This window comes from Sediminibacterium ginsengisoli (assembly GCF_900167075.1).
Classification (GTDB): domain Bacteria; phylum Bacteroidota; class Bacteroidia; order Chitinophagales; family Chitinophagaceae; genus Sediminibacterium; species Sediminibacterium ginsengisoli.
The window spans coordinates 36,732-58,602 of the sequence record NZ_FUWH01000011.1 but is presented as its reverse complement, the minus strand read 5'-3'; the positions used below and the strand labels follow the sequence as shown (position 1 = coordinate 58,602).

The 21,871-nt window shown below is 46.4% G+C and carries 22 protein-coding genes; 5 read left to right on the top strand and 17 right to left on the bottom strand.

The features are described from left to right. Positions 1–37: 37 nt before the first annotated feature. On the top strand, positions 38–1,015 hold the full coding sequence (locus B5D42_RS15510; RefSeq protein ID WP_078832510.1) for a DUF3078 domain-containing protein: 978 nt from the start codon (positions 38–40) through the stop codon (positions 1,013–1,015). Between the two features lie 6 nt (positions 1,016–1,021). Here B5D42_RS15510 and B5D42_RS15505 read toward each other — a convergent pair whose 3' ends face one another. The 6 genes from B5D42_RS15505 to ahcY all read right to left on the bottom strand — a co-directional run bounded on the left by B5D42_RS15505 (position 1,022) and on the right by ahcY (position 8,167). Continuing rightward, positions 1,022–2,146, bottom strand: coding sequence for a 5-(carboxyamino)imidazole ribonucleotide synthase (locus B5D42_RS15505; protein WP_078832445.1), 1,125 nt, complete (start codon positions 2,144–2,146; stop codon positions 1,022–1,024). 146 nt (positions 2,147–2,292) lie between these two features. Then, the gene (locus B5D42_RS15500; RefSeq protein ID WP_078832444.1) at positions 2,293–4,191 is read right to left on the bottom strand and encodes a beta-N-acetylhexosaminidase; all 1,899 of its coding nucleotides are present in this window, start codon (positions 4,189–4,191) and stop codon (positions 2,293–2,295) included. A gap of 108 nt (positions 4,192–4,299) precedes the next feature. Next, positions 4,300–5,130 carry a polysaccharide deacetylase family protein gene (locus B5D42_RS15495; protein WP_078832443.1) on the bottom strand — a complete coding sequence of 277 codons (831 nt, stop codon included), beginning with the start codon at positions 5,128–5,130 and terminating at the stop codon, positions 4,300–4,302. A gap of 110 nt (positions 5,131–5,240) precedes the next feature. Beyond that, positions 5,241–5,852 carry a hypothetical protein gene (locus B5D42_RS15490; RefSeq protein ID WP_078832442.1) on the bottom strand — a complete coding sequence of 204 codons (612 nt, stop codon included), beginning with the start codon at positions 5,850–5,852 and terminating at the stop codon, positions 5,241–5,243. Beyond that, positions 5,839–6,705, bottom strand: a complete 867-nt coding sequence (locus tag B5D42_RS15485; protein WP_078832441.1) for a hypothetical protein — start codon at positions 6,703–6,705, stop codon at positions 5,839–5,841. The genes B5D42_RS15490 and B5D42_RS15485 overlap by 14 nt, the downstream gene beginning before the upstream one ends. 136 nt (positions 6,706–6,841) lie before the next feature. Next, entirely contained in the window at positions 6,842–8,167 is a 1,326-nt protein-coding gene (gene ahcY / locus B5D42_RS15480; RefSeq protein ID WP_078832440.1) for an adenosylhomocysteinase, read from the bottom strand. Between the two features lie 118 nt (positions 8,168–8,285). Between ahcY and B5D42_RS15475 the strand changes: the two genes are divergently transcribed. Next, complete coding sequence (locus B5D42_RS15475) at positions 8,286–8,783, top strand: Lrp/AsnC family transcriptional regulator (protein WP_078832439.1); 498 nt, start codon at positions 8,286–8,288, stop codon at positions 8,781–8,783. Between the two features lie 55 nt (positions 8,784–8,838). On the opposite strand, the gene ychF is transcribed toward B5D42_RS15475, so the two are convergent. Next, a complete protein-coding gene (gene ychF, locus B5D42_RS15470; RefSeq protein ID WP_078832438.1) occupies positions 8,839–9,942 on the bottom strand; it encodes a redox-regulated ATPase YchF in 1,104 nt (367 codons plus the stop codon). A gap of 117 nt (positions 9,943–10,059) precedes the next feature. On the opposite strand from ychF, the gene B5D42_RS15465 reads away from it, so the two are divergent. After that, the gene (locus B5D42_RS15465; RefSeq protein ID WP_078832437.1) at positions 10,060–11,319 is read left to right on the top strand and encodes a spore maturation protein; all 1,260 of its coding nucleotides are present in this window, start codon (positions 10,060–10,062) and stop codon (positions 11,317–11,319) included. A gap of 71 nt (positions 11,320–11,390) precedes the next feature. Next, positions 11,391–11,783, top strand: coding sequence for a hypothetical protein (locus tag B5D42_RS15460; RefSeq protein WP_078832436.1), 393 nt, complete (start codon positions 11,391–11,393; stop codon positions 11,781–11,783). Positions 11,784–11,826: 43 nt separating this feature from the next. On the opposite strand, the gene B5D42_RS15455 is transcribed toward B5D42_RS15460, so the two are convergent. From B5D42_RS15455 to pdhA, 9 genes are all read right to left on the bottom strand, one after another. After that, the gene (locus B5D42_RS15455) at positions 11,827–13,131 is read right to left on the bottom strand and encodes a hypothetical protein (RefSeq protein ID WP_139367196.1); all 1,305 of its coding nucleotides are present in this window, start codon (positions 13,129–13,131) and stop codon (positions 11,827–11,829) included. Between the two features lie 46 nt (positions 13,132–13,177). Further along, positions 13,178–13,903 (bottom strand): SIR2 family NAD-dependent protein deacylase, encoded by a 726-nt coding sequence (locus tag B5D42_RS15450; RefSeq protein ID WP_078832509.1) that lies wholly within the window; start codon positions 13,901–13,903, stop codon positions 13,178–13,180. Next, positions 13,864–14,676 carry a DUF4349 domain-containing protein gene (locus B5D42_RS15445; RefSeq protein ID WP_078832434.1) on the bottom strand — a complete coding sequence of 271 codons (813 nt, stop codon included), beginning with the start codon at positions 14,674–14,676 and terminating at the stop codon, positions 13,864–13,866. Before B5D42_RS15445 ends, B5D42_RS15450 begins: the two co-directional genes overlap by 40 nt. Positions 14,677–14,752: 76 nt before the next feature. Then, on the bottom strand, positions 14,753–15,160 hold the full coding sequence (locus B5D42_RS15440; protein WP_139367195.1) for a hypothetical protein: 408 nt from the start codon (positions 15,158–15,160) through the stop codon (positions 14,753–14,755). 170 nt (positions 15,161–15,330) lie between these two features. Then, positions 15,331–15,738 (bottom strand): EVE domain-containing protein, encoded by a 408-nt coding sequence (locus B5D42_RS15435; RefSeq protein ID WP_078832432.1) that lies wholly within the window; start codon positions 15,736–15,738, stop codon positions 15,331–15,333. A 41-nt stretch (positions 15,739–15,779) separates the two neighbouring features. Then, complete coding sequence (locus B5D42_RS15430; protein WP_078832431.1) at positions 15,780–16,499, bottom strand: (Fe-S)-binding protein; 720 nt, start codon at positions 16,497–16,499, stop codon at positions 15,780–15,782. Between the two features lie 10 nt (positions 16,500–16,509). After that, complete coding sequence (gene ribH, locus B5D42_RS15425; RefSeq protein WP_078832430.1) at positions 16,510–16,989, bottom strand: 6,7-dimethyl-8-ribityllumazine synthase; 480 nt, start codon at positions 16,987–16,989, stop codon at positions 16,510–16,512. Next, positions 16,989–17,681, bottom strand: a complete 693-nt coding sequence (locus tag B5D42_RS15420) for a tetratricopeptide repeat protein (RefSeq protein WP_078832429.1) — start codon at positions 17,679–17,681, stop codon at positions 16,989–16,991. Before B5D42_RS15420 ends, ribH begins: the two co-directional genes overlap by 1 nt. A gap of 60 nt (positions 17,682–17,741) precedes the next feature. Further along, positions 17,742–18,737, bottom strand: a complete 996-nt coding sequence (gene pdhA, locus B5D42_RS15415) for a pyruvate dehydrogenase (acetyl-transferring) E1 component subunit alpha (protein WP_078832428.1) — start codon at positions 18,735–18,737, stop codon at positions 17,742–17,744. Between the two features lie 159 nt (positions 18,738–18,896). On the opposite strand from pdhA, the gene B5D42_RS15410 reads away from it, so the two are divergent. Continuing rightward, complete coding sequence (locus B5D42_RS15410) at positions 18,897–20,132, top strand: thioredoxin family protein (RefSeq protein WP_078832427.1); 1,236 nt, start codon at positions 18,897–18,899, stop codon at positions 20,130–20,132. 86 nt (positions 20,133–20,218) lie between these two features. Here B5D42_RS15410 and pruA read toward each other — a convergent pair whose 3' ends face one another. Beyond that, complete coding sequence (gene pruA / locus B5D42_RS15405) at positions 20,219–21,850, bottom strand: L-glutamate gamma-semialdehyde dehydrogenase (RefSeq protein ID WP_078832426.1); 1,632 nt, start codon at positions 21,848–21,850, stop codon at positions 20,219–20,221. Between the last annotated feature and the right edge of the window lie 21 nt (positions 21,851–21,871).

Sequence of the window (21,871 nt, the reverse complement as noted above, 5' to 3'; positions counted from 1 at the left end):
TCTGGAAAATTATTTTTGCGCAAAAAACAGCAGGCGGATGAAAAAAAGCATGGCTTTGTTTGCGGTTATTCTATGTTTTCAGCAGGGGCGGGCACAGGAAATATTGAATAAAATTAAAAGTGAGACTGCCAGAACCATTAAAAAAGAAGCAGATACCAGCAAATGGAACTGGAAAAGTGGCGGCTTACTGAGCCTGAACATTTCCCAGGGCTCCCTGAGCAACTGGTCTGCCGGAGGTGATAATTTTTCGCTTGCTGCAAGCGCTTACTTCAATTATTTCTTTTTTTACAAGAAAGGACGGCATAGCTGGGATAATAACGTGGATGTTAACCTGGGTTATGTACAAACCACGAGCCTGGGCAGCCGCAAGAACGATGATCGCTTTGATTACCTGAGCAAATACGGTTACAAGACAGACAGTATCGGTAAACTGTATTTATCCGGACTGTTCAACCTGCGTTCCCAGTTTTTTAATGGCCTTACTTATTCGGGAACAACGGGTGTGCTGTCATCGTCTTTCTTTTCGCCGGCATATATGATCTTTTCCCTGGGTCTTGATTATAAGCAGAGCGATAAATTCTCTGTCTTTATATCGCCGCTGACCTCCCGTTTTACTTTTGTACTGAATGATTCACTGGTGAGGAAGGGTGGTTATGGTATACCTGCAGGTAAACGTTCTGTTAACCAGATCGGTATGTTTGCTACGGTCAACTATTTTAATGCAATTGCAAAGAACATCACCTATAAGGGCAGGCTTGATCTCTTCTCCAATTATGGCGATCATCCGCAGAATGTGGATCTTTTCATGACCAACCTGTTTTCCTTCAAGATCAACAAGTTCTTCTCCGCCACTTACAGCCTGGATATGATCTATGATGATGATGTAAGGTTATTCGGTGAAAACAAAACTTCACCTGCGCTCCAGGTTAAAAGCCTGATCGGAATCGGCTTCCTGAAACCACTGAATGTGCGCAAAAGAACCACCGGCAGTATCAGTGGTATCAATGTGCTGTAAAGTGTTCTATGCTTTACTGATCACTTTTAATGTGTGCTTTATCTTATTGGCTTTATAGGTCAGGTCCTGGTAATCTTTGCTGATAATGGTTACATGCCCCATTTTACGGCCGGGCTTTGTCTGCTTCTTACCGTAGAGGTGTACAAATACATTGTCCATTGACAATACTTCATCCAGTTTGTCGTAAACGGCCTCACCTTCATAGCCTTCGGCACCGAGCAGGTTCACGATGGCGGAAGGAAGGATAGGGTCCGTATTGCCAAGCGGGTATCCTGATATGATCCTCCAGAGCATATCGTACTGGCTGGAATAATTGGCTTCAATGGTATGGTGCCCGCTGTTATGAACGCGCGGGGCCGTTTCGTTCACGAGTACATCGTCGTTCTTGTCTACAAAAAGCTCAACAGCAAAAAGGCCCGGACTTTGTAACCCTTTCACAACCCTTAAAGCGATCGCTTCGGCTTTCCATAATACTTTTTCAGGAAGCAGGGCAGGACTGAGCTGGTAATCGAGCAGGTTCAGTACCGGGTCGGCGATCATTTCCGCAGGCGGGAACAGGGCTGTTTCCCCTTTATCGTTCATTGCCACGATCATGGCAATCTCTTTTTTGATATCCACCATTTTCTCCAGAACTGCGGGTGCGTCAAAACCTTTGTCCATGTCTTTTACTTCCCGGATCACCTGCACACCTTTTCCGTCATAACCTCCCTGTCCGATCTTGTGCACAGCCGGCAGGAAATCTGCCTGCGTTGCCAGTTCTGCCAGGTTCTGTGTGATCACGAACGGAGAGCTTGGTATATCATGATCGCGGTAAAATGCCTTTTGTATCACTTTGTCTTTAATGATCCGGATCGCGGCAGGACTCGGATAAACCTTCACACCTTCCGATTCCAGTTTTTCCAACGCATCCACATTTACAGATTCGATCTCTATAGTGATGGCATCAAGGTCTTTACCGAACTGGTATACCGTATCAAAATCATTGATATTTCCCTTCACAAAATGATGGCAGAGATGCGCAGCGGGACAGCCGGGATCATTCTCCAGCACAAAAGTTTCAACCGTATAATTGGCTGCTGCCTGCAATAACATGCGACCGAGCTGGCCGCCTCCGAGAATACCTACTTTCATATTGAACGGGAATATTGGGCGAAGATAAGGGTGGTAAAGGATTGATGAAACAGGTAATTGTACGGAATATGTTCACTTTAAGCGGATTTCAAAAAATAAGCCCCGCCTGTTTAAGCGGAGCTTATTTTAAATTGATCTGCGCTGCCTTATTTTTCAGCCCTTTTCTTTAATTCAGCCAGCGGCATAATGATCTGTTTACCTACCTGTACTCCGTTCCGGTAAGTAACGATACGCACGGTCATTACGTCTTTGTCCAGCACAAATGGTTTGGTATAAACCGGGTAATAATTATCCGGTACGCTCTCATTCAGGGAATAATGGATATCCATATCCGCTACTTCTTTTTCAAGAATGAGCGTCAGGTTATCCTTGCCATCCGTTTTTGTGCGGATGATCGGATCATAGATGCTGCGGGCGTAACGGGTGCGGGATGAATCCAGCCGTACGAATTGCTGTTCAACACGACCTACGAAATTATCCCAGTTCTTTTTCTCCTTGGGAGACCAGGTTGATTCCGCGATCGCCATTGCCCGCGGCCACAGCATGTATTGTACGCTGCGGAAATTATTGAGCTGTTCGGTCCAGAGGTTGCCCTGGCCTCCCAGTATGTATTTAGGGTCAACACCTGCCGGCAGCGGATCGAACTGGTAGGTTTTGTTCAAACGCAGTGCTGCGTAAACGGGTGGCTCTACCGTGCTTTCGCCCTGGTAATAATCGAGGTACGCAAACTGGGCAGGACTCATCACCACAGGATGTTTCTGTGCAGCAGCTTCTGCTCCGCCTTTCATGCTGCGCCAGCTCATTACTGCTGCATTAGGGGCCAGTCCGCCTTCCAGGATCTCATCCCAGCCCATCATTTTCTTTCCTTTCGATTCGATGATCTTTTCCACACGCTTTACAAAATAGCTTTGTACTTCGTGCACGTCTTTCAGCTTCTCACGCTGCATCAGGCCTTTGATGTCATCACTTTTTTCCCAGAGGTTCTTTGCGGTTTCGTCGCCGCCCATATGTATGTAAGGAAAGGGGAAGAGCTGAGCCACTTCAGTAAACACTTTATCGAGGAAGCTGTATACTTTTTCGTTGGCCGGATTGAGTGTATTGTCGCTTATTGCATAGAAGGAGCCACCGCTGCCCCATACGAGGAATTTATCGCTGATATTAACATGATATGTGCCTGGTACGGTTGCCAGTTCCGGATAAGTGGCAATCGCCGCCATACTATGCCCCGGAACATCGATCTCGGGCATGATGGCTACGAAGCGGTCTGCCGCATACTGCACCAGCTCGCGGATATCATCATGCGTATAAAATCCGCCGTAAGTTTTCGGCTCGGTAGAATCCGGGGCCGGTGTGTTGCCCCATTTGCCTTTCCTGTCCTGCCTCCATGCACCTACTTTGGTAAGCTCGGGTAATGATTTGATCTCAATGCGCCAGCCCTGGTCGTCGGTTAAATGCAGGTGCAGCATATTGAATTTATATTTCACCATATCATCGATGAACTGTTTCACTTCCTGCTTGGTAAAGAAATGGCGCGTTACATCAAACATCAATCCGCGCCAGCCGAAACGTGGTTTATCGGTAATAGTGGCGCAGGGGATGGTCCAGCTGATATTTTTTACTTCTTTTTTGCTTTCAATAGCTGCCGGTAAGAGTTGCAGTAAGGTCTGGGTACCGTAGAAAAGTCCTGCAGGCTGGTTGGCAGTGATGGTAATCTGTGCCGGCGTTACAACAAGCTTGTAACCTTCGCTTCCCAGTGCTGTATCTGCATTGGTCAGAAGCTGCAGCTGTATACTGTTGCCGGTTACTGCAGTTTTTTTAACAGGATAGGAGCCACCGGTAGGTACGGCCAGTTTTGCCGCGAGCATTTCTGCAACTTTCACGGCTGCCTGGTCACCTTTTACAACCACCGGGGTATTATTCTTCAACACAAATTTTCCATTCTGTACAACTGCAGACGATGGCGCCGGTACTACAGGCAGCATGTTCTGGGCCTGAAGGCCTGCAGTGAGCCATAACAAAAAAAGGGGGAGACAAAGTTTTTTCATTGGTTTTATTTGGGATGCGGAAGATAAGGAGGAATGCCCAATGCACAATAACGGGTTATAATGGAAAAGCCGGCACTGTGGCCGGCTTTTCAGAACAATAGGTTGAAACTATTTATTCATTACAGATGGGTAATGATCTATGGTTTCGAATACATTACGCGGGTCCTGTTTCAGCAGGGTAATGAACCTGGCAAGTGAATCGGTATAGGGTGCTTTGCCGAACATACGGTCGTGCGCAAGGATCACTACGGTATTGGGCTGGTTGGTGTAACCGCTTTCAAACTTGTCGTTGATCATGCGTACCATTTCTGCTGCACCCTGTTTGGGAGCGCTGCCTTTCACAAACTGCCATTCAAGATCCCAGCCGATTACCTGGTAACCGAGCGAATCCAGCCTGCGGGCTACTTTCTCACTGCTTTTCGGGCCGCGGAACTCGCCTTTGCCTGCCCAGTTATTCCTGCCCGGCATACGAACGATCTTCAGCGGGATATTCATTTGCTGCTGTGCATGTGCAAAGTCGCTGGCTGCACTGTCTACCATCGTATAGAATTTATTGTAGTTATCCCTGAAACCATGCGAATAGCTGTGGTTGGCCAGCAGGAACTGGGGATATTCGTTACGGATACTGTCGAGGATACGCTTGCGTACGGGGTCGATATCGTAGTGCATGCCTACTGCAAAGAATGTTGCTTTTACACCCTGCTCCTTAAAGATCCTCTTGGATACAACGGTGCCTGGCGGTTGCGGAGAATCATCCCAGGTAAGGAAGATGTAACGTTTGGAACTGTCGTATTTGATCGGGCTGCCGGGGCCGGCCGGTGCTGCGGCAACTGTTTTTGTTGTATCTGCCGCTGTTTTGTCGTTACTCGGTTTGCTGTTACATGCTGCGAGTAATGCAATGCATACCCCCGCATGGAAGATGGGTTTTAGATTTCTCATATGTTACTGAATAGGTTCATAACAAAGATATTGGAAAATGAAGCCATTCAGTTGTTTTTAACGTTGACTTAGGAGAGTTGTTTATATCTTCCTGAGGCGGGTAAAACTAATTAACGGAAGCGCTCCGAAATGGTATAACAGACACGGTCGTTGATCCTTTGAAAAAAGTTATCATCGATCTTGCGCAATCTTCTTTGCCTCCTGTTCGCGAGCAGGCGGCCCTGGTTATCGAAGAACTGCGGCTGGTTGAAGAAGGTGAGGATATAGTATTTCTTCTCCGCAAATGGTATCCTCGGTGGTACGGTACGGAGCGACATGAAGATCATGCTTCTTTTCTGTTCATCCACATAATAGTCCAGGTTGTTGATCCATACACACTGGATATCCTTCATCTGGCGGATCATTTTCATAATAGCCGCACTGTCCATCTGGTAACGGGCAAGCGTATCCTGCAGGCGTGGTTCATTCAGTTCAAACTCGTAAATGTATTTGATCCTGTTCGACTGCAGCATCAGCGATACATAATTGAATCCTTTATCGATGAACTCAACGGAAAAAGGGCGTTGTTTGTATAAGGATGCATAAGCTTTTTCAATACTCGTGAGTGCAGCTTCATTCTCATAGTAGTAATCTGCTGTCAGTTTCCTGCTGGAACGGCATGCGAACAGCAGGAACGCGGGCACCACAAGGCATAATATGTAAACAGGTCTATTGCGGCGCATTGGCTGTTCGTTTTGTGCAGAAAGTGATACCGAAGATGAGCCTGTAAAGGAACGAGGGCGTTACCTGCTGGAGCGTGAGTCCGCCATAATCCCAGTAAGTAATGTTGATCCTTCCGTCCGGCGCTTCTTCAATGTCTTTCAGGATGATGAAATGTGTGCCCACACCGGGTTTCACCTGGCGGTGATCTTTCTGGTAGAGCGACATGTTATTCACGAAAAGCGCAACTGTTCCCTTACTTACGCGTTCTTTCAGGTAGCCGTAAAGATGATCGATGGTAGGTCTGATCAGGTCTGAGCCTTTGGCTTCCACCCTGTACCTGAAAAGTGAACGGATCATATGATTGAATTTGCCGAAACTGGTAGCCGCCCAGAAGCTGTTCTCATCACCCATATCGAAATGCTTGTCGAAGATGTTGAGGTAGCATTTGAAATGATCGGCAAGCGCCAGGAACCACATCTGGTCTGCGGGCCTGATGTCGAGCTCGCCTTTGAATGCCAGCCTGCCTGCGGCGAGTTTTACTTCACTGGAAGGTGTAATATTTACCCGGCCCATCTTCACTTTACCTTCCCTGTACAACTGCAGCAGGTCTTTGGCAAAACCAAGCGGATCGAACTGAAGGGGAATGTAGGACATGGCCGCGTATGCACAGAAATTGGTATTATTTCCTTCGTGCAGGCTGAGCGGGTTCTCGATATTGTTCTTAAGGTTCTGAAGAAAGAGGGCCGGCTTTATATTGGGCCAGTGTGCACTCTGCGGCAGTTCGGTGATCCTGCTGATAAAAGCGATGGCGTCCTGGCGGGTAGAAGTGCGGGATGTATCACGTTCGCGTTGGGCTGTTGAAATACCTGACATGCATATGCAGAGGATCAATGCTATGCATTTTTTGAAAATCCGTGTATTTTGAACAGTAGCGCGCTCTAACATCGGGGTGAAATTAAGAATTAGGATCTATTCGGTCCTAATTCTTAATTCAATTCCCGGTTAGCTATTAATAACGGTAATGGTCAGCTTTGAAAGGACCGGTCTTCGGAATGCCCAGGTATGAAGCCTGTTCGTCGGTCAGTTCATCCAGTTCAGCGCCTACTTTGGCAAGGTGCAGACGTGCCACTTTCTCATCGAGGTGTTTGGGCAGTACATAAACCTTGTTCTCGTAATTTTTGAAGTTGGTCCAGAGTTCGATCTGCGCCAGTGTCTGGTTAGAGAACGAGTTACTCATTACAAACGAAGGGTGACCCGTAGCACAGCCGAGGTTTACCAGGCGTCCTTCTGCCAGGATGATCACATCTTTACCTTCGATATTGTAGAGGTCAACCTGTGGTTTGATGGTATCTTTTGTATGACCGTAGTTGTTGTTGAGCCATGCGATATCGATCTCGATGTCGAAGTGGCCGATGTTGCAGACAATCGCTTTGTCTTTCATCAGGCGGAAATGCTTTTCGGTAAGCAGGTCGCGGCAGCCTGAAGCGGTAACAACGATATCGGCTTCTTTCACCGCATCGATCATTTTCTTCACTTCAAAACCGTCCATAGCAGCCTGTAAAGCACAGATCGGATCGATCTCGGTAACGATCACACGGCAGCCGGCACCACGTAAAGAAAGGGCAGAACCTTTACCTACATCGCCATAACCACCTACAACAGCAACTTTACCCGCCATCATTACATCAGTTGCGCGACGGATCGCATCAACCAGTGATTCCTGGCAGCCGTATTTGTTGTCGAATTTGGATTTGGTAACTGAGTCGTTCACGTTGATGGCAGGAATTGGCAGGGTGCCTTTAGCCATTCTTTCGTAGAGACGGTGAACACCGGTAGTGGTTTCTTCACTCAGGCCTTTGATGTTCTGTACCAGTTCAGGGTATTTGTCCAGAACGATATTGGTCAGATCGCCGCCATCATCCAGGATCATGTTCAGCGGACGCTCGGCGCTTCCGAAGAATAAGGTTTGTTCAATACACCAGTCGGCTTCTTCCAGTGTCTGGCCTTTCCAGGCAAATACACCAATACCTGCAGCGGCGATAGCAGCAGCAGCCTGATCCTGTGTAGAGAAGATATTGCAGGAACTCCATTTAACTTCAGCACCCAGTGCTACCAGCGTTTCGATCAGAACAGCGGTCTGGATGGTCATGTGAAGACAACCGGCAATACGCGCACCTTTCAATGGCTGAGTTGCACCATATTCTGCACGGAGGCTCATCAGGCCCGGCATTTCTGCTTCGGCAAGGCGTATTTCTTTGCGACCCCAGTCTGCGAGGCTGATATCAGCCACTTTGTACGGCAGGCTGAAATCAATGGAATTGGTTAATGTAGACATAAGTTTGTTTTTATGAAATGCAAATGTAGCTGGATAGGATAAAATACTCTATATTTTATTTTATTTAGGAGAAAAGTATAAAAAATGTAATTTTTGCAGGATAAAACTGCTGATAAGTATGGCAAAACAAGTTAAAAAAGAAGATTCAGCTGGAACGCAGGTAATGCTTGATGATAAAGACCTTTCGATCCTGCGGCTTCTGCAGCAAAATGCCCGGATTACGGTAAAGGAGATCTCCGATAAAGTACACCTGAGTACAACGCCTATTCATGAGCGGATCAGGCGGATGGAGGAAACGGGTGTGATCAGGCAATACGCTGCGCTGGTAGACCATGCAAGAGTAAAAAAAGGATTGACAGTGATCTGTTATGTTTCACTGAAACAGCATAACCGTAATGCCGGTGCACGTTTCATTAAAAGCATCCTGGATATGCCGGAAGTGATCGAATGCTATAATATTTCAGGCGAATTCGACTTTATGCTCAAAGTGGTGGCGGAGAATATGGATGCATATTATGATTTCCATGTAAACAAGCTCAGCCAGGCTGAGAACCTGGGGCATGTGCAGAGCATATTCGTGATGGGTGTGATCAAGCAGGTGCAGGTCAGTATTTAAAAAAAAGAGCAATGATGTTGGTCATTGCTCTTTCCCGTTGGCTTCTGCAGGTTTACTATACATTGAACCTGAAATGCATGATGTCGCCGTCCTTTACAATATATTCCTTTCCTTCTATCCTTAATTTTCCGTTGTCGCGGCAGGCGGCTTCGCTTCCGAATTTTACGAAGTCTTCGTAAGCGATTACCTCAGCTTTGATGAATCCCTTTTCGAAATCGGTGTGGATCACGCTGGCAGCCTGTGGTGCTTTCCAGCCTTTATGTATGGTCCAGGCCCTTACTTCCTGAACACCTGCCGTGAAATAAGTATCGAGGTTCAGCAGCGCATAAGCAGTACGGATGAGGCGGTTCAGGGCAGGTTCAGTCATTTTATATTCTTCCATGAACATCAGGCGGTCCTCTTCAGATTCCATTTCAGCGATCTGTGCTTCGATATTGTTGCACATGATGATCACTTCGGCGCCTTCGGACTGAACGGCGTTTTTCAGCATTTCGGAATATTTGTTGCCGGTATGCATAGAACCTTCGTCAACATTGGCAACATATAATACCGGTTTATCTGTAAGCAGGAACAGGTCGGCCACTGCGTTTTTTTCTTCTTTGTCGAGCCCCAGGGAAAAAATGCTTTTACCTTTTTCGAGATGTTCTTTACAGCGGGTGAGGATATCGTATTCTGCCTTGGCTTTGGCATCGGAACCAACGCGGGCCATTTTTTCCACGCGCTGCATTTTCTTTTCAACGCTCTCAAGGTCTTTGAGCTGCAGTTCGGTATCGATGATCTCTTTATCGCCCACAGGGTTGATGGCGCCTTCTTCGCGTAATACGTTCTCGTCTTCAAAGCAGCGGATCACGTGGATGATCGCGTCAACTTCGCGGATATTGCCGAGGAACTTGTTGCCAAGTCCTTCGCCTTTGCTGGCGCCCTTCACCAGCCCGGCGATGTCAACGATCTCCAGTTGTGTGGGAACGGTACGGTTTGGGTTTACCAGCGAAGCCAGTTTGCTGAGGCGCTCATCCGGTACATCCACCAGGCCTACATTGGGCTCGATGGTGCAGAAGCGGTAATTGCTGGCCTGAGCTTTCGCGTTGATGCTCACGGCATTGAATAAAGTTGATTTTCCGACATTGGGTAACCCTACGATTCCAGCTTGTAAAGACATATTGATATACAATTTAAGAGGACATGGAAGTCCGCCGTAAAATTTTGAGCCGCAAATATAGAATTGTTTCGCTGCTTTTCCGTTGATAACCTTATTTTCACGAACTAATTGACTGCTATGGCCTTAAACTACGTATGGATCCTCTTTTTTGCGATAGGGCTTGTGATTGCCCTGGTGAAGCTGATCGTGTTCCAGGATTACGAGATCTTCAAGAAGCTTGTGGAAGGCATATTCGACGCATCGAAGTCTTCCGTAATGGATATCGGCTTACCGCTCACCGGGGTAATGGTATTTTTTATGGGGCTGATGAATATAGGGGAGAAAGCGGGAGCGATCAATTTCCTGGCCAGGCTTTTGAATCCGTTCATGAAAAGGCTGTTTCCGGAAGTGCCGGATAAGCACCCGGCCATGGGGCAGATGGTGATGAATTTCAGTGCCAATATGCTTGGACTCGACAATGCCGCAACGCCATTCGGTTTAAAAGCGATGGAAAGCCTGCAGACGCTGAATCCGGTAAAAGATACGGCCAGTAATGCACAGATCATGTTCCTGGTGCTCCATACGAGCGGGCTTACGCTGATACCATTATCGATCATTGCATACCGGGCAGGCGGCGGCAGTACCAATCCAACCAGTGTATTTGTGCCTTTGATGATCGCCACTACTATCGCAACGATCGCCAGTATCGTGATCACGGGAATTTACCAGCGGCTGCGGTTCGACAGGGTTCTGATCATCTGGCTGGGGGGAATTATTACAACTATCCTTTTATTTGCATGGTTCATTCATGGTTTGCCATCCCAGAAAAATATTCCGGAACCAACTTTGTTCACGAAGGAAACATTCAGTAATGTGCTGGGTAATTTTATACTTTTTGTGATCATCAGTGCTTTTATAATAGGGGGCTTCCTGAAGAAAGTGAATGTGTTTGAAGCATTCATCGACGGAGCCAAGCAGGGATGGGATGTGATCATCAAGATCATACCTTACCTGGTGGGAATGCTTGTTGCGATCAGGGTATTCCGCGACAGCGGGGCATTGGACTGGATCATCAATGGTATTACCTGGTGTTTTGTGAACATGGGCCTGACGGCGGATTTCGTGCCGGCACTACCGGTTGCAATCATGCGGCCATTCAGTGGTGGCGGGGCAAGGGGACTGATGCTCGATGTATTTAAAACGCATGGTGCGGACAGTTTTGTAGGGCAGCTGGCATCTACATTCCAGGGAAGTGCAGATACTACTTTTTATATCATAGCTCTTTATTTCGGAAGCGTAGGAATCAAGCGGGTACGTTATGCGATATGGGCGGGAATATTTGCAGATATTATTGGCGTGATAGCAGCGATCTGTATTGCGTATATCTTTTTCGCCTGATGAAAAACAGGTATAAATACTGTGAATAAATCTGTTGGGTAAGCGTTAGTTTCATTGAAAATTTAAAAGCTATGAAACCAGTGCCAACAGATGTTGAGTTATGTGATGCCATTAAGAAAGGGCTTGGCAGTGATGAAGCGCGTGTATTGATCGGTTTTATGAATCACCGCTTCGAGGAAGTAAATCTGGGGTTTGAAGAAGTGGACCATCGTTTTGAGGAAGTCAACCGGAGAATGGATCAAAAGTTTGAAGAAGTCAACCGTAAAATTGATCAAAAGTTTGAGCAGGCCGAAGCGAAAACAGATCTGCTTGCTAAAGAGCTGAACCTTCGTTTTAACGAGCTACTGCTGAAGCTCATACAAATCGAAACACGTCTTACCGAAAGTAAAACCCATATTCACTGGATCTACGGCCTGATGGCATCTATTGTAATACTGATGTTTGGTCAGTACCTTAAGAAATGATCATTAAACGAACGCGTACAGGGCTCAGGCCTGGGTAGGCAGCTTAGTTTACTTCAAGGTCTTTTGATCCCAGCATTTTATACAGCTTATCCCTGAATACTAATTTGTATTTGCCTTTGCGTAGATACAGGTAATAGAGTCCGTCAGGAGCAAGGATGTAGGTCTGGTCTGCGGGAACCATCATGTCGATTGTCTTTTCATGATAGTCGCCGATATAATATGCCTGAACTATAAAGAGCGTCTGGTATGCAGGAGAAACGGATTGTTCTTTACGCCAGCCATCCATTGCGAGCCAGCCGGGGCGCCCGTTTTTATATATTGTTGGCGGATGGATCACATAAAGATCGTTGAGCCTTGTTTCAAAAGGATCGATCGGAGTATCAGCAAGTACAGGGATAACAGATTGTGTAGTGGCATGGATCCGGAGCCAGTTTTCATAAGTAAGCAATTCGTAATTATCCGTAGCGCCTTCAGACATCGATACCTGGTTAACCGTCAGCGGGTCTATACCGGAAATGATCTTGAAATAAGCTGCCATAGGAATATGATCATCGCTCAAAGCGGCTTCTTCAATATGACCATAACCAGCGTGCACCAGTATTTTAGCGTTGCTGTCCTTTTTTATGATGTTGTAAATATTGGCTGCCTGTGCATATTCACGCTGTTTTGCGGTATGGCTTGCAATGGTATCTTCATAAGGAACCAATTTAAACCCCGTTTCGAGGGCTTTCCTGATCATTTCACCAGCTACCGGTTCGCAGGTGAAATTGCCGGTGAGAATATTCACTTTATCCAGGGATGCATTGTTGTAAGGGTTCAGGGTTTCCACGGCAAGATAACGGAAGCCCTGCTGGTATAATTCCTGCAGCAGTGAAGCGGTAAATGCACGGTGACGCGGCTGGTTTCCCGCTTCATTGAGCATGATCACTTTTTCTTTTTTTGCCCTTGCAAGCAGGTATGCTTTTGCATCTGCATACTGCACATCTTTTGCAATTTGTGCGTCTTTAACAATGCGTTGTTTAACAGAGTCGGGGATGCTTTCATAGGACGCTTTCTGAAGTGTAAGCGCTGTAGCATGATCACCGGTAAGTGACACCATCTGTGACAGGCTCTCGTAATAATTTCTGCTATCCGTAGCAGCAACAAGTTGTTCTTGTCTCACAGCCGCTTTGTAAAGCGGATAGAGATAATTGATAACCCCCTTGTGATAAAAGGACAGATATGGCGTTGTATCCGTAGGAATATGCTGGTTAAGGGAGAAACTTTTCAATTCCTTGAAAGGTTCACTCAGCTGGGCTTTTGTTGCGAAGCCGGACAATAACAGGGAAGACAATAAAATTTTTCTCATCAGCCTTGATTTGCGCAAGAATACGCCAGCGCTTGTTACTAAAACTTTAAAGATAGGCCGCCAGCATACTTTTTAACAATCTTACACCTTGGGATGCGGGCGCTTCTATCAGCTTGAGATTGGGAATGACCGGCAGAGCAGGAATCTGCCGGTCAATAATGAATTTAGGGGTACCATCAGCTGTTTCATTGATCAGTCCGGCGGCGGGATATACTACCAGTGAAGTTCCGATCACTACAAAAAGATCAGCAGCTGCCGTTATTCTTGCGGCTTCCATGATCAGTGGAACGGGTTCTTCAAACCATACGATATGTGGCCTGTATTGGGTTCCATCCGGCGCCAGCTGACCTAAACTGATATCGCCCCTTATCTCGCAGACATGCTGTTCATCTTTTTGCCCGCGCATTTTAAAGATCTCGCCATGAAGATGAAGTACATTAGTGCTGCCTGCACGTTCGTGCAGATCATCTATATTTTGTGTAATGATCTGTACATCAAAATCCGATTCAAGTTCTGCAAGTCCTGTATGCGCAGCATTAGGATTTGCAGCTGCTACATCTTTGCGGCGCATATTATAAAAATCAAGCACCAGCTGTGGATTTTTCTGCCAGCCTCTTGGTGTGGCTACTTCATATACATTATAGCCCTCCCAAAGCCCGTTGCTGTCCCGGAAGGTTTTGAGGCCGCTTTCAGCACTGATACCGGCACCGGTAAGCACCACGAGTTTCTTCTTTATACTGCCGTTGTTACCGGCTTTTTTTTCTTTTTCCATATCCATATTCCCACAATCATTAATAATAAAAACGGCCAGGCGCCGGTTAACAAAACAAGGACTTCGGCAAAAAATGATCCACCGGCAATAAATGCGTTTTTCAGCCTGGAAAAATAAGTGATCTTATCGGTAGTATCTGTTGTTTCAAGATACTGAAAATATTGCAGACGGATGGTGCTGTATTGTACCTGGTCTGATAAATAATGTGATCTGGCTGTGGTCACTTCAATGTCTTCCTGCAAAGCATCGATCTGTTTTTGTATTTCCAGTATATCTTTTATACTCTTCGCCTGTTTCAACAGCTGATAATACTGGTTGCGTATTGCATTTTTAGCTGTTAGTCTTGCTTTTGTATCGGCAGCTTCCGCAGTAACATCTTCGGCAGAAATAGTTCGCCGTAGCAACGTAATTCCTTCGCCGCTGATGGCGCTCAACAGTTGATCAAATTTGGCTGCAGGTACCCGGATCACGAGATTATTTTCCAGCCGTAATGCAGATGTGTGCTGTTCTTCAGCTGTTACATAAGCGTTGAATGCTGTTATCTGTCTGCGTAATAACTGATCGCCGGATTTATAGTCTTTCATCTCTGCCACCAGATCGGCCTGCCTCATAATTTCTCTTGCCGCAGCAGTATCTGTTGTTGATAATTGTTTGTTCCCTGCAGCAGGTGTATTTACCTGGTCGTTTTGCAGTTCTCTTTCCGTTGTTTGCTTCCTGCTGCAGGAATAGCAAAGTATGGCCAGAACTGCTATGCAGAATAGATAGCGGTTCATAAAACAGTATTTTGATGAGTAGATACGAATAGGGTAGAAGTAATAAGGATCAGCTCTTGCTGATCCTTATTCAATATTAAAGCCTGCGCAATACCAGGCTGAAACTGTCATTGGATGTTAAAGTAACCAGGCTGTCTGTTGTGAACCTGATATTATAATTGTTTTTCTCTTCGGGTATTTCATCAAGTATATGCAGGATATTATCCTTTACATAATAACGTGAAATACTTGTATCTGTTGCGGATACATAATGGAGCGTGCTGTCTGCATTAAAAGAAAACGTTGCATTCGATTTCTTGAACCCCATCAGCAACAATGGGGTGAGCGCATTACTGTCGTTATTTTTGCCGCCTGCGTGATAAACAGAGTCCAGGCGCCAGTTGCCGGTGATTGCGGGTGTTTTTGGGGAGGAGCGGAACCAGTTGCAGGAAACTACGGCCATTACAATTGCCACAATGCATGCGGCGGATAAATACTTTTTCATTGTACAGTTTTTAAGGTTTGTGAATGGATTTGCAGGCCTGCATCATTTTATACAATACAGTGTCCGTTTGTAACCAGCACGCTCTGTTAAAAAAAAGAAAAAGTAAAAATTCTCGCACATGCAGAATTGTGCATGCAGGAATGCTGCGACTTGTCTTTGAATGTAATGGTTTACATACCCCCAAGTTCCATTACAATATCCCATTCGCCGGGTGTAACGGGTTGTACGGATAATCGTCCCAGGCGAACAAGTGCCATCTCCGCAAGACGTTTATCTGCTTTAATGGTGGCCAGACTTACCGGCTTTTTGATTTTCTTATAAGGTTTGAAATCTACGGCTACCCAGGCTTCTTCTGTTGTTGTTGGATCCTGGTAAGCTTCCTTCACCACTTTGGCAATGCCTACAATCTCCATTCCTTCATTGCTGTGATACCAGAATGCCAGGTCTCCTTTTTTCATTGCGCGGAGATTATTGCGGGCTGCATAGTTACGCACTCCGTCCCAGAATGTCTGGCCGTCTTTTTCAAACTGTTCCCAGCTATACTTGAATGGTTCGGATTTGATAAGCCAGTAGTTCATGTTATTCTGCTTATAATGGAATGATTGATGATGTATAATATTTACCAGCCGCTTGCCAGCACATCTGCGAGATGCAGGGTTTTTAGTCCGCTCTGTTTATGTTTGCTGCAGCCGTCTATATGCATCAGGCAGCTCATGTCTGTGCTCACAAGGTATTCGGCACCTGTTGCTACAGCGTTGTTTACTTTCTGGTCGCCCATGGCAATACTGATCGGTTCAAACTTCACGGCGAATGTGCCCCCGAAGCCACAGCAGGTTTCCACATCATTCAGCTCTATGAGTTCCAGGCCCGCTACTTTCGATAACAGCTGCCGGGGTTCATTTTTGATCTTGCATTCTCTCAAAGCCGCGCAGCTGTCGTGGTAAGTTACTTTCGCATTGAATGTTGCGCCTACATTATCCACGCCCAGTACATTTACCAGGAAGTCTGAAAATTCGTATGCGCGTTTGGAGAGGTCTTTTGCCTGCTGACTTTGCGCGGTATTTTCGAATAGTTTGTTGTAATAGTTGCGAATAAAACCGATACAGCTGGCGCTCGGCGCTACCACATAATCGGTTCCGGTGAAGTCCTGCATGAATTTACCACAGACGTCTTTTGCTTCGCCCCAAAAACCTGCGTTGAAAGCAGGCTGGCCGCAACAGGTCTGGTTGGTGTTATAACTGACTGTGCAGCCTGCTTTTTCCAGCACTTTTACCATATTAAAAGCCACGCCGGGATAGAGCTGGTCTACAAAACAGGGAATAAACAATTGAACATTCATCGGCAGGTAACTATTTTAATTTCCTGTTCAGCGAGATCATTTTTAGTGCCGTAACGGCCGCTTCTTCGCCCTTGTGGCCATGTTTGCCGCCTATGCGCTCACGTGCCTGCTCTTCGTTATCCACGGTCAGAACACCGAAGATCACCGGTACATCGAGAGAAAGATTCAGCTGCAGTACGCCATCGGTTACGGCTTTGCATACATAATCGAAATGCGGTGTATCGCCCCTGATCACAGCGCCAAGTGTGATGTAGGCGTCTGGCAGTACTTTACTGTAGGCATAATGGTTCTTAACGGCGAATGGAATCTCAAACGCACCGGGAACGGTTAATACCTTACAGGTTGCGCCCTGTGCTTTGAGTACTTTTTTAACGCCCGCTTCCAGTTTGTTGATGACTGTTGCGTTCCATTCTGTTTTTACGATAACTACAAAGGCATCCTTTATTGCGGGGATGCCTTTGTTTAAGTTGGTATTTCCTGGTGTTGCCATTACTTTACACTTAGGTCATTTTTATCGGTGCTGAGGCGTGCGATGTATTTATCTGCCTGGTAGCCTTTGTCCGTTTTAGGGAATTTCTCTTTCAGTTCTCTGTAAAGATCTGTTGCCTCTTTTACTTTACCCGCAGTTTCTTCCAGAAGAGCTGCGCGGAAAAGATATTCGGAAGCATTGTTCTCGTCCTTGTCAAACGCTGCCGCCGCTTTTTTATAAGCAGCTACGGCTTCATCTTTCTTGTTCAGTTCTGCATAAGCATCACCCAGGCAACCGTAAGCCAGCAGCTGGATCTGTTTTGCATCAGTTGAAAAATCTTTCAGGTGCTTTACTGCATTATTGTAATCACCCAGTTTCAGGTAGCTTACGCCTGCATAGTAATGAGCGAGGTTGGCCGCTTTGGTACCGCTGTAGGTGCTGATCACAGAAAGAACGCCTTTGTTTTGTCCGTCGCCGTTCAGAACCAGGTTAGATGAATCGATCCCGAAATACTGCTGTGCCTTGAAGAGCGCATCTGCTGCTTTTTCTTCTTTCGGTTTCACTACATATTGCTGGTAAGCATACCAGCCGCCGCCGCCGATCACTACAACGGCTACCACTATCAGCAGTGGCTTCTGGATGTGCTGCCAAACACTTTGCGCTTTTATCAGGGCTTCATTTTGTTCAACGACAATCTCTTTTTTATCGCTCATAAAATATACTATTTGTTTTGGGTGATACGGCAGGCGTATCACTGGGTAATCCGGGTTGGTTTAATCTACAATGAATGGATAGTTCTGATCAATGTATACATCTTTCAGCACTTCGCTATCATCTGGCCATGGGCTTTCTTCAGCGAACTTCACGCTTTCTTCCACAGCTGCATCGATACGTGCGTCGATTGCCTGCAGTTCTTCTTCCGTAGCAAAAGCATTGCTCAGGATGGTCTGCCTTACTTTTACGATAGGATCCTGGTTCTTGTATTCGTCCACTTCCTCTTTGGAGCGGTATTTCTGCGGATCGGAAATCGAGTGCCCTTTGTACCTGTAGGTTTTGAATTCGAGCAGGGTAGGACCATCACCTTCGCGTGCCCTTTTCACTGCACGTGCCACACTTTCGTGTACCAGTTCAGGGATCATGGCATCTACTTTATCAGCCGGCATTTCATAAGCATCTGCCAGTTTATAAATATCGATCACGTTGCTGGTACGCTCGATCGAGGTTCCCATTGCGTAGTTGTTGTTCTCACAGATAAAGATCACCGGCAGCTTCCAGAGCATGGCCAGGTTAAAGGTCTCATGAAGCATACCCTGACGGGCTGCACCATCACCGAAATAACAAAGCACCACATTCTTGGTTCCCTTGTATTGTTCCGCAAATGCCAGTCCTGCCCCGGTTCCGATCTGGGCTCCTACGATACCATGACCACCGAAGAACCTGTGCTCCAGGCTGAAGAAGTGCATACTGCCGCCTTTTCCTTTTGCACAACCCGTTGCTTTACCATAGAGTTCGGCCATGCAGGCATTGGGCGATACGCCTTTTGCCAGCGCCAGACCATGATCGCGGTAAGCTGTAATGAACGGATCGTCCTGCTGCGTAGCGGTCATACAACCGGCAGCAATGGCTTCCTGGCCTACATAGGCATGGAAAAAACCACGGATTTTTCCGGCCATCTTATACATTTCTTCTGCTTTCAATTCGAACTGGCGGATCAGCTGCATCAGCTCATACCAGTACAGATAGGTTTCTTTCGAGAATTTAGTAGCCACTTATACGGATTTTGAGGGGCAAATATAGGGGAAAACAAGATAGTTATCCCGGAACTTGGATACTGTGAACTAAAAAACTTATACTCCGGCCTTTTATCACATTTTCTGCCGTTTTCTGGCTCATTTTCAGTAGTTTAACCGTCTAAAACCAACCAAATCATGAAAAAAGCAATACTTCTTTTCCTGTTGCTGCCCGCTCTGGCTTTTGCACAGGATAAAGGAATGAAGTTTGAACACGGCCTTAGCTGGAAAGATATCCAGGCTAAAGCGAAAGCTGAAAAAAAGTATATTTTCATGGACTGCTACACTACCTGGTGCGGCCCCTGCAAACAAATGTCGGCCAATGTGTTCCCGCTTCCTGAAGTAGGCAAATTCTACAACGCTGATTTTATCAATGTAAAAGTGCAGCTGGATACTACAGCCGCCGATGCGGAAGATATCAAAAAATGGTACCAGGACGGCCACGACATAGCGGCTAAATACAACGTAAACGTTTACCCGACCTACCTGTTCTTTGACCCGAACGGTAACCTGGTTCACCGTGCCGTTGGTTCTTCAGAACCCGATGTGTTTGTTCGTAAAGGCAAAGATGCCCTGAATCCGGAAAAACAATATTATACACTGCTCAATAAATACAATGCCGGTGAAAAAGCGCCTGCTTTTGTACGCAATGTAGCCCTTGCAGCCCTGGAAGCGTATGATATGAAGAATGCCACTGCTGTCAGCAATGCTTACCTGGCTTCGCAGACCGACCTTTATACCAAAGAGAATATCGAATTCCTGAGCAAATTCACCAGCAGCAGTAAAGACAAAGGTTTCGCCGTGATGATGGAGCATCCTGAAAAAGTAGATGCAGTTCTGGGGAAGGGTAAAGCTGATCAACGCGTGATGGCGATCCTGATCCAGGAAAAAGTATACCCTGTTGTTTTAAAACGCAATGCCCCGCTCCCTAACTTCGATTCACTGAAAACTGCTCTTGTTGCTGCTTATCCTAAATATGGTGAAGAAGCAACTGCAAAAGGTAAAGTAATCTATTATCAGTCTAAAAAGGACTGGAATAATTTCCAGCATGAGATCGTGGCCTATATGAGTAAATACGGTGAGAAAGCCGACGCTGCCGAACTGAACAGTTACGCATGGACCGTTTTTGAAAACTGCAAAGACATGACCTGCGTATCTGAAGCGCTCGACTGGAGTAAACGTTCTTTCAAAGACAAGGATAATTATATGTACATGGATACTTATGCCAATATCCTGCACAAACTCGGTAAAACGAAAGAAGCGATCGAATGGCAGACCAAAGCGATGAACCTGGCTCCTGATGGCGAAAAGAAAACCTACCAGGAAACGCTCGACAAAATGAAAAAAGGTGAGAAGACCTGGACTGATAAATAAATTGTAGTTACACATTATAAAGTAAGAACCCCGCTCCATCATGAAGCGGGGTTCTTACTTTATGGCATGTTGTTATCTTACTTATATTATGCTTCATTCAGGAAACTGTACCTGTAATCTACAGGCGGGTTGAAGGTTTCCTTGATAGTGCGTGCACTCAGCCAGCGGTAGAGATTCAACTGGCTGCCTGCCTTGTCGTTCGTACCTGAAGCCCTGGCGCCGCCGAATGGCTGCTGGCCTACAACTGCCCCGGTTGGCTTGTCGTTGATGTAGAAATTACCTGCAGCATTACGCAGTTTATTGGTCGCAAGTTCTACTGCGGCCCTGTCCTGCGACAGGATAGCACCGGTAAGCGCATAAGGTGAGGTATTGTCTACCAGCGTGAGTACTTCTTCAAACCTGTCTGCATCATAAGTATAGATCGTGAGAACGGGGCCAAAGATTTCCTCGCACATAGTGGTGTACTTAGGATCTTTTGCCTCTATTACTGTTGGTTCGATGAAATAGCCTTCTTTTTTGCTGTAGTTTCCTCCGGCAATGATCGTTGCTTTTTTATCTTTTTTAGCGTTATCGATATAACGTGTGATGCTGTTGAATGCTTTCTCATCGATCACGGCATTGATGAAATTGCTGAAATCTTCTACCGTTCCCATTTTCATGCTTTTGAGTGCGGCAACCAGTTTGGTCTTTACTTCTTCTGCAATATTGGAAGGGAGGTAAGCGCGGGAAGCCGCTGAGCATTTCTGCCCCTGAAACTCGAATGCGCCACGGGCAAGGGCTGTAACAACAGCATCGGGATTGGCACTTTTATGTGCGAGTACAAAATCTTTACCACCGGTCTCTCCAACGATCCTGGGGTAAGTTCTGTATTTAGGAATGTTTTCCCCGATCACTTTCCACATATGATTGAACACGCCTGTAGAGCCTGTGAAGTGCACGCCTGCAAAATCCCGGTGTGCAAAACATACTTTACCAATAGTAGGTCCGTCTACATATACCAGGTTGATCACACCGTCTGGCAGACCTGCTTCCTTCAGAATACGCATGAACATCTGGGCAGAATAGATCTGTGTATTGGCTGGTTTCCAGATCACCACATTGCCGCACATGGCAGCAGAAGTAGGCAGGTTACCGCCGATAGCGGTAAAATTGAACGGTGTTACAGCCAGCACAAAACCTTCCAGCGGGCGCCATTCCATACGGTTATGCATGCCCGGGGCTGAAACCGGTTGTTGTTTATAGATCTCGCTGAGGTAATGTACGTTGAAACGGAGGAAGTCGATCAGTTCACAGGCACTGTCGATCTCTGCCTGGAACGCATTCTTGCTTTGGCCCAGCATGGTAGTACCGTTCATCTGGTAGCGGTACTTGGTAGCCAGCAGATCGGCAGCTTTCAGGAAGATGTGAGCGCGGTTCTCCCAGCTCATATCCGCCCATGCGGCTTTTGCTTTCAGCGCAGCATCGATGGCCTGAACCACGTGCTTTTCTTCGCCTGCATGAAAATAACCGAGTGTATGACTGATCTCGTGCGGAGGACGGATCGCTACCTTTTTACCGGTCTTTACGGCTTTGCCACCAATATACATAGGTATATCGATCTCTTTCTTTTTCAGTTCCGCAAGCGCTTTTTTAAGGGCTGCTTTTTCGGGGCTGCCCGGCGCATATTGTAATACCGGCTCATTGGCCGGCAGTGGGTAGGAGAAATATCCAAGGCTCATGCTGAAATAATTTTAAGGATT

What these genes read in the sequence shown, in the direction of transcription:
- B5D42_RS15435 (WP_078832432.1), bottom strand. Translation starts at nt 15,738, where the DNA reads ATGAACTACTGGCTTATCAAATCCGAACCATTCAAGTATAGCTGGGAA.
- B5D42_RS15450 (WP_078832509.1), bottom strand. Translation starts at nt 13,903, where the DNA reads ATGGAAAAAGAAAAAAAAGCCGGTAACAACGGCAGTATAAAGAAGAAA.
- ahcY (WP_078832440.1), bottom strand. Translation starts at nt 8,167, where the DNA reads ATGTCTACATTAACCAATTCCATTGATTTCAGCCTGCCGTACAAAGTG.
- B5D42_RS15475 (WP_078832439.1), top strand. Translation starts at nt 8,286, where the DNA reads ATGGCAAAACAAGTTAAAAAAGAAGATTCAGCTGGAACGCAGGTAATG.
- B5D42_RS15510 (WP_078832510.1), top strand. Translation starts at nt 38, where the DNA reads ATGAAAAAAAGCATGGCTTTGTTTGCGGTTATTCTATGTTTTCAGCAG.
- B5D42_RS15490 (WP_078832442.1), bottom strand. Translation starts at nt 5,852, where the DNA reads ATGCGCCGCAATAGACCTGTTTACATATTATGCCTTGTGGTGCCCGCG.
- B5D42_RS15505 (WP_078832445.1), bottom strand. Translation starts at nt 2,146, where the DNA reads ATGAAAGTAGGTATTCTCGGAGGCGGCCAGCTCGGTCGCATGTTATTG.
- B5D42_RS15445 (WP_078832434.1), bottom strand. Translation starts at nt 14,676, where the DNA reads ATGAACCGCTATCTATTCTGCATAGCAGTTCTGGCCATACTTTGCTAT.
- B5D42_RS15495 (WP_078832443.1), bottom strand. Translation starts at nt 5,130, where the DNA reads ATGAGAAATCTAAAACCCATCTTCCATGCGGGGGTATGCATTGCATTA.
- B5D42_RS15455 (WP_139367196.1), bottom strand. Translation starts at nt 13,131, where the DNA reads ATGAGAAAAATTTTATTGTCTTCCCTGTTATTGTCCGGCTTCGCAACA.
- B5D42_RS15430 (WP_078832431.1), bottom strand. Translation starts at nt 16,499, where the DNA reads ATGAATGTTCAATTGTTTATTCCCTGTTTTGTAGACCAGCTCTATCCC.
- B5D42_RS15485 (WP_078832441.1), bottom strand. Translation starts at nt 6,705, where the DNA reads ATGTCAGGTATTTCAACAGCCCAACGCGAACGTGATACATCCCGCACT.
- B5D42_RS15460 (WP_078832436.1), top strand. Translation starts at nt 11,391, where the DNA reads ATGAAACCAGTGCCAACAGATGTTGAGTTATGTGATGCCATTAAGAAA.
- B5D42_RS15440 (WP_139367195.1), bottom strand. Translation starts at nt 15,160, where the DNA reads ATGAAAAAGTATTTATCCGCCGCATGCATTGTGGCAATTGTAATGGCC.
- ribH (WP_078832430.1), bottom strand. Translation starts at nt 16,989, where the DNA reads ATGGCAACACCAGGAAATACCAACTTAAACAAAGGCATCCCCGCAATA.
- B5D42_RS15465 (WP_078832437.1), top strand. Translation starts at nt 10,060, where the DNA reads ATGGCCTTAAACTACGTATGGATCCTCTTTTTTGCGATAGGGCTTGTG.
- B5D42_RS15500 (WP_078832444.1), bottom strand. Translation starts at nt 4,191, where the DNA reads ATGAAAAAACTTTGTCTCCCCCTTTTTTTGTTATGGCTCACTGCAGGC.
- pruA (WP_078832426.1), bottom strand. Translation starts at nt 21,850, where the DNA reads ATGAGCCTTGGATATTTCTCCTACCCACTGCCGGCCAATGAGCCGGTA.
- B5D42_RS15410 (WP_078832427.1), top strand. Translation starts at nt 18,897, where the DNA reads ATGAAAAAAGCAATACTTCTTTTCCTGTTGCTGCCCGCTCTGGCTTTT.
- B5D42_RS15420 (WP_078832429.1), bottom strand. Translation starts at nt 17,681, where the DNA reads ATGAGCGATAAAAAAGAGATTGTCGTTGAACAAAATGAAGCCCTGATA.
- ychF (WP_078832438.1), bottom strand. Translation starts at nt 9,942, where the DNA reads ATGTCTTTACAAGCTGGAATCGTAGGGTTACCCAATGTCGGAAAATCA.